Origin of the sequence: Chryseobacterium takakiae, from assembly GCF_900129385.1 — a bacterium.
Classification (GTDB): Bacteria; Bacteroidota; Bacteroidia; order Flavobacteriales; family Weeksellaceae; genus Chryseobacterium; species Chryseobacterium takakiae.
On sequence record NZ_FQVO01000001.1, the window covers coordinates 82,660 to 96,123 of the forward strand.

Consider the following 13,464-nt stretch of genomic DNA (forward strand, 5'->3'; position numbering starts at 1 on the left):
CAATGTATTTTTCTACACAGATTCCGCTCCTACGGAGCGGTGTTCATTGTCAATTGTCTGCTCATTTTAGAATTTTATTTTCCGTAAATAAGCCTCTAAATTTTTGTCTCTTTTGTGGTTGAATAAACTTTATTGGTTATGTATTACTTTTCAATTCACTTTTCATATTACTCTTAATTCTTTTTGCGGACAAATTAAGAAATCTTTTCACCAGGAACACTGCGGAGATGGTCAATCCGAGCCCAAGTGCAATCCACATTCCGAAAGCGCCCATTTCTAAAGTCACACACAGAAAATATCCTAAAGGAATTGTAATGATCCAATAGGCAATAAACGTATAAATGGAAGGGATTTTCACATCCTGCATTCCTCTCAGGGTTCCTAATGCTGTCACCTGAATTCCGTCTGAAAGCTGGAATAACGCTGCAATAATCATGAGTTTGGCAGCCAGCGCAATCACTTCAACTTCTTCTTTTTTGGTGAAAAAAGTAGGCAGTATGTTTCTTCCTAAAATAAAAACGAATCCGCAGATGGCCATAAAAATAAAAGCGATCTTAAGGTTGTTGATTCCTACTTTTCTTAGTTCCGTAAAGTTTTGTTCACCCAGCTTTCTTCCGATCATTACCGTAGAAGCAACACTGAAGCCAATACATAAATTGAATGTAAATGATGCCATGCTTAAAGCGATCTGGTGGGAAGCAATATCATGTGCAGAAATCAATCCGCAGATAAAGGCAGCTGCAGCGAAGGCAGTAACCTCAAAAAACATTTGTAGTGCGGTCGGCAGACCCAGTCTCACCATTTTATCAAACATCTTTTTAGAAAAAACTTCAATTTTTAAAGTAAAATCTTTGATGTAACGTTTGGTTTTTTCCTGATTTAAAAGCACAAAATACAGGAACACCACCATAAATATCCTGGCGATAAGACTGGCCAGTGCAGAACCTTTCACACCCATCGGCGGAAGTCCGAAAAGTCCTTTGATAAAGACATAATTTAAGACAATATTGATGACATTGGCGATAATTGTGGCTTTGGTTACACCAATTGTATAGGATAACCCTTCCGAAACTTCCCGAAGGGTCTGAAAAGCCATAAACGGAACAATGCTGATGGCCATAATCGTAAGGAAATCAACCGTATCCGGAATGATTTTCTCCGGCTGTCCGGAATGGTACAGCAAAGGCATTCCTAAAAGAAGAATTCCCATTAAAATAATTCCTACCGTCATATTGATTACAAAACCATGACTGAAGACTGAATTGATGGTAGTGTGATCGTGCTTAGAATGTGCTTCCGAAACAAGCGGTGGAATAGCGAAGGAAAATCCCAACGCCAGCACAAACATGGAGAAAAAAACGGCATTTCCCAATGAAACCGAAGCCAGCGCATCGGCTCCCAGCAGTTTTCCTACGATAATATTGTCAAAAAGATTTACCGAAACCTGGCCAACCTGGGTCAGCATGACCGGAAGGGCCAGTGTCAAGCATTCTTTTGTATAGTTCTTATTTAAAAAGTTCATAATAGTTTAAGGTTCATAGTTTTAATCAAAAAAAATTGCAGTAACAAGAGATACTGCAATTTTCATAATTTATCTGAAGTAATACTTACATTATTTCCTTACAAAACTTGCAACGTCGTCGGCAGAAACAGTGTTTCCTCCAAGTATGATCAGCCTTTCCACTACGTTTCTAAGCTCTCTGATATTACCTGTCCAAGAAAGTGCTTTTAAAGCTTCGATAGCTTTATCATCAAATTTCTTCGGAGCAGTTCCATGCTCATCAGAGATTATTCCTGCGAAATGCTCAACCAGCGATTTGATGTCTTCTTTTCTTTCATCCAATGGCGGTACATAAATTTCGATAACAGAAAGTCTGTGGTAAAGGTCTTCACGGAATCTTCCGGCTTCAATTTCCTTCTGCATATTTTTATTGGTAGCGGCAAGAACTCTTACGTCAACTTTTATTTCTTTATCGCTTCCTACAGGAGATACTTTGCTTTCCTGCAATGCTCTGAGAACTTTTGCCTGGGCAATAAGGCTCATATCACCAATTTCATCAAGGAAAATAGTTCCGCCGTTGGCCTGCTCGAATTTTCCCTGCTTATCTTTGATCGCTCCCGTAAAAGAACCTTTCACGTGACCGAATAATTCAGATTCAATCAATTCGGAAGGAATCGCGGCACAGTTTACTTCTACCATCGGCCCTCTGGCTCTGTCACTCTGATTGTGAATTGCGTGGGCAACAAGCTCTTTTCCGGCTCCGTTCGGTCCTGTAATTAAAACCCTTGCGTCAGAAGCGGCCACTTTCTCAATCATGTCCTGAATCTTCTTTAAACCTGCTGATTCACCGATCATCTGATATTTCTTGTTTACCTTTCTTTTAAGCGTTTTATTTTCGGTCTGAAGATTTTTATTTTCTTTCTTCAGGCTCTCTTTAGCTAACGCATTTTTTACGCTGGTAATCAGTCTGTTGATGTCGATAGGTTTGGAAATGAAATCGTAAGCACCGTCTTTAAGGCAGGAAACGGCAGAATCAATGTCTGCGTGTCCTGAGATCATAATGAAAGTGGATTCCGGCTTTAGGGCTAAACTCTGTTTCAAAAGCTCAGTTCCTGAAAGTTTAGGCATTTTAATATCGGAAATCACCAGTGCGAAATCTTCTTTTTCTACCTGTTTATAACCTTCAAGGCCGTCTTCGGCAATTACAAATTCATAGTCAGTAAGTTCATCGGAAAGAATACTTTGGAGTACTCCGGAGATTGCTTTTTCGTCTTCTACAATAAGGATTTTTTGCATAGTTGCAAATTTAGATTTTTTTGATTGAATTATTAGCAAAAACTATACCTAATACACTATTTTGAATAATCTCTTCTCCCGAAAATAGCCGATCCTACGCGCACCGAATTGGCTCCGCATTCAATGGCGATGGGGAAGTCATCACTCATTCCCATCGATAATGTTTCCAAAGGATGAAGTTTATTTAATTCGTCAAAAAGTCTTTTTAGGTTTAAAAATTCCTTTTTTACCTGGTTTTTATCGTCTGTAAAAGTAGCCATTCCCATTAAGCCGTTGATGAGGATATTGGGAAACTCACTGCTGAGGTATTTTTCATACAGGCCTTTTGCTTCTTCAGCTTCAAGCCCAAACTTGGTTTCTTCTTCTGCAATTTTTACCTGGAGCAACACTTTTATTTTACGATTGTGCTTTCCTGCTTCCTTATTGATTTCACGAATCAGTTTCTCCGAATCCACACTCTGGATGGTATCAATAAATTCAGCAATATATTTTACTTTATTGGTCTGGAGATGTCCTATCAGATGCCATTTAATATCTTTTGGAAGCAGCGGATATTTTTCCGTGAGTTCCTGTACTTTATTTTCCCCGAAAACTCTTTGTCCAAGGTCATAGACTTCCTGAATCACAGAAACCGGGTGGGTTTTTGACACTGCCACCAATTCTACGTGTTGAGGAAGACTGCTTTTTATTGCGTTATAATTTTCCTGAATACTCATACCTGCAAATTTCTGAATTTTAAATCAAAATGTAATCAGATCTTATCAATTTTAATTTAACCACAAATGATACAAAAGATTAGTTTGAAATTATTTTTAGATAAATAAAAGAAAACAAAAAATAAAAATCAAAGACTTTTAAAAACTTATGAGATCTTATTATCAATATTATTAATAAACAACTTTAAATATATTTTTAGAGCCTGTTTAAATTTTACTAAATAAATTTTTTATAAGTTTTTTCTTAATTTTCTGAATTAAATAAACTTTGTTTATTCTTTGATTAACATTAAGGATTTTAGAGAGTTAGACTTTATTTAAGTTAAGGAATCAATAAATTAATTTTATTAAGTTTTTTACGCTAAGGTGCTTAATTCCTTAATGTTAAAGTGCAATAAAAAATTTAAATAGGCTCTTAATCTTTTGCGCCTTTTGTGGTAAATAAAAATCAAATAAAATTTAAAGAATATTTCAGTTCAGGATTTCATTAATTCCCGGATATTCCGAGATTTTTCTGAAAACAAAACGGTTGCTTTTCTGAAGTTTTTCAATAAAAAGATCAAGCTCATTAATGGAATCTGCGTCCGTTAAATATTGGTCATGCGTAAGAAATACCAGGTGTCTGGAAGTTTTTTCAAGATCATTGAAGAAAATGCTGTCCACTCTTTTCAGCATGGCTTCGTGATTTCCTTTTAAGGCCATTTTATTGGTAGGTTTCCATTCCAGGTCCCATCCGATAACTTTATATCCTGCTTTTTTCAGACTGTTGGCAGCTTCTGTAGAACTCTTCAGGTCGGTAACGGTAATATTGTTCAGCCTCCAGATATTTCTTCCGGGGGTTCTGGCAATTTTGTCATAAAGTTTGAGACTGTCTTTCGCGGTATCAAAATCATGCACAACTGCAATTGGGTTTTTGTAAAAATCGGTGTACTTGTTATGAGCATGGGTAAAACTGTGATTTGCCAGTTCTATCAGCCTGTCTTTTCGCAACAGCTGAAGGTCTTCCTGTTGTTTTTTGCTTCCGTAGGCATGTTTTCCAACGAGAAAAGCAGTGGCGCAGACATTTCTTTTGTGTAGAATTTTAAGAAGGTTTTCTGTTCCGCGGTTGGGGCCGTCATCGAAAGTAAGATAAATGACTCTTTTATCTGCCGGAACATGTTTATCATGAATTTTGGGGACAATCTTTGCGACGGGATGGTCATTATGAATCATTTTTTCTGATTCTTTTTTGTCTTTTTTCTGATTACAGCTGTTACTTAGAATTGAAGTTGCACTCACCAATGCAAGCATCCCGAGAAAAGCCCTGTTTAAAGACTTTTCTGCAAAAGTTTTTGTCATAAAATTAAATGGAGTTTAGTTTGTTAAAAATTGTTAAAAATTCCAAATATTTCTTAACAAGAATTATGCCTTTTTATGTAGGGAATTTGCTTTTTAATTTTATTTTAATAAATATTGTTACCAACAATTTATTTAAGAATATTTTTCAAAATTAGTCCGTTTTTAACAGCTGAAGTTCCCCATGTATTGTTGAAAAATATAAAAGCTGTATGAGAAGATTTTTTAATTTTTTTAGCTAAATCATTTAAAAATTCTTCACTGTATTCAGATTTGTAGAGTATCGGTTTTCCATGAAGCCGATAGTAAAGAATATCCGGATGATTGATGATAACATCTTCCGGAAGATTTCCGGGAAAGCTTACGCCTGAAACGACAATATTATTTTCTTTGAGCAGATTGAAAACTTGTTCATTCCACCAGGAATCATGTCGGAATTCAATAACATTTAAATAGTTAAAGTCAATATTTTGCAGAATTGTCTCTACATTCTCCGGAGTGTATTTAAAAGACGGTGGAAATTGGTACAGGAAACCGGACAGTTTTTCTTTCAGATGAGATTGAATATGATTACAAAAATCGCTGATTTCCTCTTTGCAGCCTTTCATTCTTTTTTCATGAGAAACGGTTTTCGGAATTTTGATGAAAAATCTGAAGTCATCAGGAGTTTCTTCCGTCCACTTGATCAATGTTTTTGCAGTAGGCTTCCTGTAAAAAGTGGAATTGATTTCTACACAGTTGAATTTCTGAGAATATAAAGTAAGAAAATCTTTACTTTTTGCATCTTCCGGATATAGTGATCCTTTCCAGTCATTATTGTAAAAACCTGAGCAGCCGATATGTAGATTTTCTTTTTTCATGTTTTTTATATTTTCTCTCGCAGATTTAGCAGATGGTGCGGATTATTTTAAATTAAGATTAAAAATTTATTTACTATTTAAATCAACCGAATTTAATCGAAGCGAATTTAAAATAACAGAAAGTGAGCTTATACTCATTGCCGCCGCTGCAATCATTGGTGATAATAATATCCCAAAAAACGGATACAATAATCCTGCCGCAACCGGAACTCCCAAAACATTATAGATAAAGGCAAAAAACAGGTTTTCTTTGATGTTTTTCAGAAGTTTTTCGCTTAGAATTCTTGATTTTGCGACACCAGAGATATCCCCTTTCAATAAGGTGATTTCGGCGCTCTCCATAGCAATGTCGGTTCCTGTTCCCATTGCAATACCAACATTGGCCTGAGCGAGGGCAGGGGAGTCGTTAATCCCATCACCGGTCATGGCCACGATTTTCCCCTGTTGCTGGAGTCTTTTTACTTCGCTCAGCTTATCTTCAGGATGGCAGTTGGCTTTGAAATGTTTAATTCCGAGTTCGTCAGCAACAGCTTTTGCAGTGTTTTCGTTATCTCCGGTCAGCATCATTACCTCAATACCTTCGTTTACCAGTTGCTGAATCGCATTTTTAGCATTTTCTTTTATTTTATCGGTAAAACTGATGAATCCTAATACCTTTTCATTTTCTGCTACATAAGAAATGGTATGTGCTTTCGATTGTACTTCGGCTGCTTTTTGTTTCAAATTTTCAGGAATCGAAATATGATATTCGGTAAGTAAATTCTCGTTTCCTACATAAACTGTCTTTCCGTCAATTATTCCTTTTACTCCTTTACCAGAGATATTTTCAAAGTTTTCAACTTTTTCAGGGGTAATGTTTTCTTCTCTTGCTTTTGTTATAACGGCATTGGACAAAGGATGTTCCGAATTTTGATTTAAAGAATACGCTAATTTCAGGATTGAATTTTTATCGCCGTCAATAGCTTCAATATGCTCAGCAGATGGTTTTCCTTCGGTTAAAGTTCCTGTTTTGTCGGTAATTAGAACATTTACCTTGTTCATCTGTTCAAGCGCTTCGGCGTTTTTTATTAAAACTCCGTTTCGGGCACCTTTCCCGATTCCCACCATAAGAGACATTGGTGTAGCAAGGCCTAAAGCACACGGACAGGCAACAATTAAAACAGCAACGGCATTTACAAAAGCGAAAAGACTTCTCTTTCCTTCGGGTCCGAAAAGCTGCCACAGAATAAATGTGATAACAGCAGCCAGGATAACCGCCGGTACAAATATTTTTGAAACCCGATCAGTAAGCTTCTGGATAGGGGCTTTGCTTCTGCTGGCTTCATTAACCATCCTTATAATGTGTGAAAGCAACGTATCTTCGCCTACTTTTTCAGCTTTCATTATAAAAACCTTATTTCCGTTGATGGTCCCTGATGAAACTTTATCATTAACATTTTTTTCTACAGGAACCGACTCTCCGGTGATCATACTTTCATCAACACTGGAACTTCCTTCCGTAATTTTTCCGTCAACGGGTATTTTTTCGCCCGGCTTTACTTTTAAAAGGTCACCGATTTTAACCTGTGATAGCAATATTCTTTTTTCCTCTCCATTAATGATAATATTGGCTTCGTCGGGAGAAAGGTTCATCAATTCCCGGATGGCATTTCCGGTTTTCCTGTGCGCTGCCGCTTCCATTAACTGTCCTAAAATAACCAGTGTTAAAATTACACACACTGCTTCAAAATAAAGAGGTGTTTCATGATGTTCTCCGCGGATTTCGTGAGGGATGATCTGAGGGAAAATCAGTGCTGTTACACTAAAAATAAAAGCCGCCGCAACACCGAGTGCAATCAGGCTGAACATATTCAGGTTCCATGTTTTGAATGAAACCCAGCCTCTTTTCATCAGGAACCATCCGGAGTAAAAGATCACAGGAAGTGTTAAAATCAATTCAATAATTCCCTGTAACTGGTGAGAAAACGGAAAGTCAATCAGCATTCCTCCCATCGATAAAATAAAAACCGGGACTGTAAATGCTAAAGAAATAATAAATTTTTTCTTTAAAATTTTGTAGGTTTCATCTTCGCTGTCATCTTCCTTTTCGGGAATTTTTACCAGATCCATTCCGCAGATCGGGCAGTCTCCCGGCTCATCCCGAATGATTTCCGGATGCATGGGACAGGTGTATTTTAAGGTCTTTTTTTCGGGGTATTTCACCAAATCCATTCCGCAAACAGGGCAGCCTACATTAGAATCGTAGACTTTGTCACCTTCACAAAACATCGGACAGTAATACTTTCCGGCCATGGCATCGGTTATTTTTGGCGGCTCATGATGATGATCATGCAGGTGTGAATGATGATGATTTTGTATTCCTGAATTTTGAACCAGCTCTTCAGTAATTTCTTCCAGATGCATATTGCAGACAGGGCAGTCTCCTTGTTCAGGATAAATTTTATTGCCTTCGCAAAACATGGGACAGTAATATTCACCAATATGATCTTTAAAATTATCAGGAAGATTTGAAGAAGAATAAGCAGGCTTATAATTAGGATCTTTGGCTAATTTCTCTTCAACAGGAACAAGGTACATATTGCATACCGGGCATCTTTTTCCCTGTTGGAAATACACTTTTTCACCTTCACATTCCATTGGGCAATAATATACCGATGATGGAGAAACTCGATCCTGAGGTTTTACAAAAGTCTTGTCAGGTTCGCCTGGGTGTTCAAGCCTGTAATTTCCGGCTTCTTTAAGGGCCTCATTTAAAGTATTTAAATCAACTTGCTTATCGGAAAAAATGGTTGCGGTATTATTTTCAAGATTGACATCTGCTTTGATCCCTTCGAGGCTATTGAGCTTTTCAGAAATTTTTTTCTGACAGCCGGAGCAGGTCATTCCTAAAATTGTATATTGATATTGCATGATTCTTTATTTTATCATACAAATTTCCAAAATTGTACCGGAAGACTGTTATAGATTTAAGGATAATGTTTACAGAATTTTGTTTATGTTGGAGAGTTATAGAGTTGTAATATTGTAATTGTTATACAAGTTTTGAGTAAATATGTCAATGTTGCCATTAAGTAGATATGCTCAAACACCCAGACTCTCAAACCCTCAAACCCTCAAACTCTCAGACTTTTTAAACCTGATCCAGCGGTTTTCGGTTGTGGACTTTCAGTTTTTTAAATTCTGTAGGGCTAAAACCGGTGCTGTTCCGGAATTGGGAAGATAAGTGCTGAACGCTCTTATAGCCAAGTTTTCCTGCAATTTCCGTTAAGGTAAATTCATTGTAAAGAAGAAGCTCCTTTACTTTTTCAATTTTTTGAAGGATAAAAAACTGTTCCAGGGTAATATTTTCGTTTTGGGAAAACGTTTTGGAGAGCGTGCTGTAATCTTTATGAATTGTATTGCTCAGAAACTCAGAAAGAAGAAAATCCTCATCAATATCCAGTTGGCTGATTTTTGTAATGATGAGGTTTTTGATTTTTTCGATGAGCTGGCGGGAAGAATTCTTTATTCTTTCAAAACCTGTTTCTTCAAGAAGTTTTTCCAGCTGCAAAAGTTTTTTTTCCGAAATTTCGGATGTTGTTTCTGCTTCGCCAAGGCTGATGTTTTTGACATTAATATTCATATCATTAAAAATATTGGAAACCGCAGTAATGCATCTTTCGCACACCATATTTTTTATGTAGATTTTCATGTCGGGTTTTGCTTGTTCAGCCTGTCTTTTACAAACTCTACTTTAGTTTTACCGTGTGGTGCAGGATTTCCATTTTCATCAAGATTTACCATGACAATTTTATCCACAGTAATGATGGTCTGATGGGTCATTTTATTTCTTACGTCGCATCTTAATGTAAGTGAAGTAGAGCCGAAAGCCGAAACTTCAATTCCGATTTCAATAATGTCTCCCTGTTTCGCAGAACTTACAAAATTAATTTCTGAGATAAATTTGGTAACTACTTTTTTATTTTCAAGCTGAATTACTGCATACAATGCAGCCTCCTCATCAATCCACTGCAATAATCTCCCACCGAATAAAGACTGATTAGGGTTAAGGTCTTCGGGTTTTACCCATTTTCTGGTATGATAATTCATAATTTTCAGTATTTCCTATGCAAATTTAGTGTTTAAAATAGGCATTGTCCAACAGATTTGTATTGAATGCCTGAAAGAAAATGATTTATGTTACCAATAATCGTGGAAATACGAAGGAATTTAATTTAAATTATTGATTGGAGCTTTGTTAATAATTACTATTTTAATAAATATTCATAAATATTTGACGATAAATTAATACTTTTTAAGAAAGGTTTATTTTGATTGAAAATTTTAATAATATTTTTTCAAAAAAGCTTTTGATATGAAATTATAAGTTGTATATTGCACCTGTCTTATATCTGGAATCAATATTTGTTCATTCTTTATGTTGTTTTTCTTTTATAAACCAAATCATTTTTAACATTTTTAATTTTTTAACTCAGATGAACATTTTTGTTTCAAACATCAACTACGCAACGAAAGACTACGAGTTGCAAGATTTATTCTCAGAATTTGGAGAAGTTTCTTCAGTAAAAATCATTACAGACAAAGAAACTGGCCGTTCAAGAGGTTTCGGTTTCATCGAAATGGAAGACGCTGAAGGTCAGCAGGCTGTTGAGGCTCTTAATCAGAAAGAATTCAACGGAAAAACACTTAATGTTTCAGAGGCTAAACCAAGAGAGGAAAAGCCAAGAAGAACTTTCAGTAACAACGCAGGCGGAGGTAACAGAGGCGGCGGAAGTTACGGAGGTGGTAACAGAAGTGGAGGTTACGGAGGTAACAACAGAAGCGGTGGCGGTTACGGCGGTGGAGACCGTGGCGGTAACGGCGGTGGAAAACGTTGGTAAATAATATAAGCGGCTCTGAAAAGAGCCGCTTTTTTTATGCAATTATTGTACTATAATTATAGTATCAATCATGTAACGATATTAAGTTTTTTCTCAATTTTTATGATTTTATTTGGTTAAATAGTAGATTATTTGTAAGTTAACATAATAAAATTAAATTAATAATTATGAGAAGAAAATTACTCTTGGCATTGTTCGCAATGCCTTTCATTGCCAATGCGCAATTCACCCAGAATTTTGATGCTGGAACAACAATTCCGGCGGGTTGGACGGTTTTAAACGGCGGAGATACCAATACCTGGTCTATTGTAGATTATACTGGAGGAAATATCACTGCCTACAGCGGTGCCAATACTGTTTCTATCGGCTATAGTTCCACAGCTCACGATGATTATCTGGTAACCCCTGCCATTACAGTAACTGCCGGCGTGAGCGACTTCCTTTCATTTTATGCCAGAAGCCGTGATCCTCTTTATCCGGAAACCATCAGCGTAAGAATTTCAAACACTACACCTACTGCAGGTGCTTTTACTACTACATTGGCTGCTTCGGTAGCTCCGGCAAGCGGACCCAACTTTTACAGATATACCTATAATCTTACTTCATATGTAGGACAGACTATTTACATAGGTTTTCACTCTGCTACTACCGATAAGTTTTATTTTGATTTGGATGATATCTCAGTGGGAGCCATTCCGGCATGTGATGCTCCTTCAGGAGTTACGGTAAATTCAGTATTGTCAAATTCTGCAAATGTAAGCTGGACTGCTTCTCCTACTGCAGGAGCAACTTATCAGATCGAGTATGGTCCTACAGGATTTACTCAGGGAACCGGTACTGTTATTACTTCATCAGCTACGTCTGCTACCATTCCTAATCTTACAGCTGCTACCGGATATCAGTTTTATGTGCGATCCAATTGCGGCACCAATGGTTTCAGTTCGTGGACTGCTGTAAAATCTTTTACAACAACCTGTACTCCGGTTTCATCATTCCCTTATACACAAAATTTTGATACGGCAACCATTCCTTCATGCTGGTCCAATGAAGCTGTTACGGGAGGCGGTACTTCCACCTGGGCCTATGTTACCGCAAATGGAAACAGTTCAATAACGCCTAAATCCGCTCCGAGAATGGCAGAATTCAGAACCACAACAGCAGGAAATAAAGCTAAATTATTATTACCTCCTTTAAATATTTCCGCACTTACCACGCCTCAGCTTAGATTCAGTCTTGCCAATGTAAACTGGTTTGGTGATGTAGATGAACTGAGAATTTACTACAAAGCAAATCCTTCCGATGCCTGGACGCAGATAGGAAGCTCATATACAACTGAAAATGCAGCGTGGCTTGATGTAAGTATACCGCTTCCGAACAAGTCTGCAAATTATACCATTGCTTTTGAGGGAACTTCAAACTGGGCAAGAGGTATTGATGTAGATAATGTTTCTGTTGTAGATGCATCTTCTCTGGCTGTAAATGATGTAACCAGAAATAATGCAGATGTAAGAGTATATCCAAATCCTGTAAAAGATGTTCTGAACATCAATTCTGAGAAGAAACTCAACAGCATTGAAATTTTCTCACTGACAGGACAACTTATCAAAACAATTGACAAAGATGCCAGACAGGTCAATGTATCTGATCTTAGCAAAGGAGTGTATCTGTTGAGAGTAAAATCTGAAGGTAAAGATCAGTCATTTAAAATCGTTAAAGACTAATCATCAAATCAGATCAAATTAATAAGGCTGCTTCATTTTGAGGCAGCCTTTATTATGTTGAAAGTTATTATTCCTTTTCTTTCTTTTTCTTCTTTTTTTTGTCCTTGTTTTTCTTTTTATCTTTTTTAGGATTAAGAATTTCGTTGGCATATTGAAACTCAGGCTCTTTTTTCAATACGGGGTCGATATCAATATTGAAATCTCTAAGATCATCTGCTGAAATCAATTGCTCATGAATCATAAAACTTATTATTTCTTTTCCGGAACTGCTGAAAAAATGATCGGAAAGCTGGATAAGTAAAAACTTTCTGTATTCTTCAACCGGTACTATTGTCTGATACCTGAATATTCTTCCTTCTTTTACTGTTGAAAGATATCCTTTTTCCGTTAGTATTTTTAAATAAGTAGAAACTGTATTCTGATGTGGTTTCGGTTCCGGATGCTGTTCCATAATGTCTTTCAGATAAAAAGATCCGAGCTTCCACAACAGTCTCATTAAGTTTTCCTCAGCAGATGTAAGATGATTTATTTTCATATGAAATTCTTAATGTTGAAACTGAATGTTGCAATAAAGATAAATAAAAGATACCACAATAGCAATTCCGGCGCCCATGAATACTTCACGCGGTGTATGCCTTTTCAGAATAACCCGTGTAACACCTACCAATGCTGCTATACCCAACCAGATCAGTCCGGCACCTGTATCAATGGCAAAAAATAATGCTGCAACAAATACGTTGAAAGCAGTGTGCATGGAACTTTTAATATAATAATTACTGATCTGCATGGCAAAAAGAAGAATCAGGATAAAGAGCATGACAAAATCAATATAGCCTTTTTTGAAATAATTAAAAGCAAGGTAAGAGATCACGCAGGCTGCGATGAAAAAATACAAGCTTTTACGCTGATTGCGGTTGGAAACATCCATATTGGTATACCTTCCGGTTTTCACATTCCAAACCAGCCAGATAATTACAGGGAGGATAACCATTAATACAATCGGAAGAAAATATAAAAGGGAGTTTTTTAAAGCATAATTTTTAATACTCATGTAAATGAAAAAAATGATCAAAGAAACCAGAGGATTAAAAAAATCGGATATAATTCTTGAGATTTTATGAATAAATGAAGGGTGTTTTTCTTCCATAATTAAGT

Annotated in this window: 12 protein-coding genes; 2 read left to right on the top strand and 10 right to left on the bottom strand. The window is 36.6% G+C overall.

What is annotated here, in order from left to right; genetic code table 11:
- Window positions 1-136: 136 nt before the first annotated feature.
- From BUA76_RS00400 to BUA76_RS00435, 8 genes are all read right to left on the bottom strand, one after another.
- Entirely contained in the window at window positions 137-1,522 is a 1,386-nt protein-coding gene (locus BUA76_RS00400; protein ID WP_072882529.1) for an MATE family efflux transporter, read from the bottom strand.
- Window positions 1,523-1,612: 90 nt separating this feature from the next.
- Complete coding sequence (locus tag BUA76_RS00405; RefSeq protein ID WP_072882530.1) at window positions 1,613-2,797, bottom strand: sigma-54-dependent transcriptional regulator; 1,185 nt, start codon at window positions 2,795-2,797, stop codon at window positions 1,613-1,615.
- A gap of 56 nt (window positions 2,798-2,853) precedes the next feature.
- Entirely contained in the window at window positions 2,854-3,513 is a 660-nt protein-coding gene (locus BUA76_RS00410; RefSeq protein ID WP_072882531.1) for a YggS family pyridoxal phosphate-dependent enzyme, read from the bottom strand.
- Window positions 3,514-3,984: 471 nt separating this feature from the next.
- A complete protein-coding gene (locus tag BUA76_RS00415; protein WP_072882532.1) occupies window positions 3,985-4,851 on the bottom strand; it encodes a polysaccharide deacetylase family protein in 867 nt (288 codons plus the stop codon).
- Between the two features lie 128 nt (window positions 4,852-4,979).
- Window positions 4,980-5,708: a DUF72 domain-containing protein gene (locus tag BUA76_RS00420; protein ID WP_072882534.1), complete on the bottom strand. Its 729-nt coding sequence runs from the start codon at window positions 5,706-5,708 to the stop codon at window positions 4,980-4,982.
- Window positions 5,709-5,774: 66 nt separating this feature from the next.
- Window positions 5,775-8,618, bottom strand: coding sequence for a heavy metal translocating P-type ATPase (locus BUA76_RS00425; RefSeq protein ID WP_072882536.1), 2,844 nt, complete (start codon window positions 8,616-8,618; stop codon window positions 5,775-5,777).
- Window positions 8,619-8,838: 220 nt separating this feature from the next.
- Window positions 8,839-9,399 carry a helix-turn-helix domain-containing protein gene (locus BUA76_RS00430; protein WP_072882539.1) on the bottom strand — a complete coding sequence of 187 codons (561 nt, stop codon included), beginning with the start codon at window positions 9,397-9,399 and terminating at the stop codon, window positions 8,839-8,841.
- Complete coding sequence (locus BUA76_RS00435; RefSeq protein WP_072882541.1) at window positions 9,396-9,797, bottom strand: acyl-CoA thioesterase; 402 nt, start codon at window positions 9,795-9,797, stop codon at window positions 9,396-9,398. Before BUA76_RS00435 ends, BUA76_RS00430 begins: the two co-directional genes overlap by 4 nt.
- Window positions 9,798-10,183: 386 nt before the next feature.
- Here BUA76_RS00435 and BUA76_RS00440 point away from each other — a divergent pair, with 386 nt between their 5' ends.
- Both BUA76_RS00440 and BUA76_RS00445 read left to right on the top strand, forming a co-directional pair.
- The gene (locus BUA76_RS00440) at window positions 10,184-10,588 is read left to right on the top strand and encodes an RNA recognition motif domain-containing protein (RefSeq protein ID WP_072882544.1); all 405 of its coding nucleotides are present in this window, start codon (window positions 10,184-10,186) and stop codon (window positions 10,586-10,588) included.
- Window positions 10,589-10,755: 167 nt separating this feature from the next.
- Window positions 10,756-12,309: a T9SS-dependent choice-of-anchor J family protein gene (locus tag BUA76_RS00445; protein ID WP_072882546.1), complete on the top strand. Its 1,554-nt coding sequence runs from the start codon at window positions 10,756-10,758 to the stop codon at window positions 12,307-12,309.
- Window positions 12,310-12,376: 67 nt separating this feature from the next.
- On the opposite strand, the gene BUA76_RS00450 is transcribed toward BUA76_RS00445, so the two are convergent.
- Both BUA76_RS00450 and BUA76_RS00455 read right to left on the bottom strand, forming a co-directional pair.
- A complete protein-coding gene (locus tag BUA76_RS00450) occupies window positions 12,377-12,844 on the bottom strand; it encodes a BlaI/MecI/CopY family transcriptional regulator (RefSeq protein WP_072882549.1) in 468 nt (155 codons plus the stop codon).
- Between the two features lie 9 nt (window positions 12,845-12,853).
- Window positions 12,854-13,456: a phosphatase PAP2 family protein gene (locus tag BUA76_RS00455; protein WP_072882552.1), complete on the bottom strand. Its 603-nt coding sequence runs from the start codon at window positions 13,454-13,456 to the stop codon at window positions 12,854-12,856.
- Window positions 13,457-13,464 lie beyond the last annotated feature (8 nt).

Bases quoted from the DNA above. Each gene is read 5' to 3' on its own strand.
- BUA76_RS00400 (WP_072882529.1), bottom strand. From the start codon at position 1,522: ATGAACTTTTTAAATAAGAACTATACAAAAGAATGCTTGACACTGGCC.
- BUA76_RS00405 (WP_072882530.1), bottom strand. From the start codon at position 2,797: ATGCAAAAAATCCTTATTGTAGAAGACGAAAAAGCAATCTCCGGAGTA.
- BUA76_RS00410 (WP_072882531.1), bottom strand. From the start codon at position 3,513: ATGAGTATTCAGGAAAATTATAACGCAATAAAAAGCAGTCTTCCTCAA.
- BUA76_RS00415 (WP_072882532.1), bottom strand. From the start codon at position 4,851: ATGACAAAAACTTTTGCAGAAAAGTCTTTAAACAGGGCTTTTCTCGGG.
- BUA76_RS00420 (WP_072882534.1), bottom strand. From the start codon at position 5,708: ATGAAAAAAGAAAATCTACATATCGGCTGCTCAGGTTTTTACAATAAT.
- BUA76_RS00425 (WP_072882536.1), bottom strand. From the start codon at position 8,618: ATGCAATATCAATATACAATTTTAGGAATGACCTGCTCCGGCTGTCAG.
- BUA76_RS00430 (WP_072882539.1), bottom strand. From the start codon at position 9,399: ATGAAAATCTACATAAAAAATATGGTGTGCGAAAGATGCATTACTGCG.
- BUA76_RS00435 (WP_072882541.1), bottom strand. From the start codon at position 9,797: ATGAATTATCATACCAGAAAATGGGTAAAACCCGAAGACCTTAACCCT.
- BUA76_RS00440 (WP_072882544.1), top strand. From the start codon at position 10,184: ATGAACATTTTTGTTTCAAACATCAACTACGCAACGAAAGACTACGAG.
- BUA76_RS00445 (WP_072882546.1), top strand. From the start codon at position 10,756: ATGAGAAGAAAATTACTCTTGGCATTGTTCGCAATGCCTTTCATTGCC.
- BUA76_RS00450 (WP_072882549.1), bottom strand. From the start codon at position 12,844: ATGAAAATAAATCATCTTACATCTGCTGAGGAAAACTTAATGAGACTG.
- BUA76_RS00455 (WP_072882552.1), bottom strand. From the start codon at position 13,456: ATGGAAGAAAAACACCCTTCATTTATTCATAAAATCTCAAGAATTATA.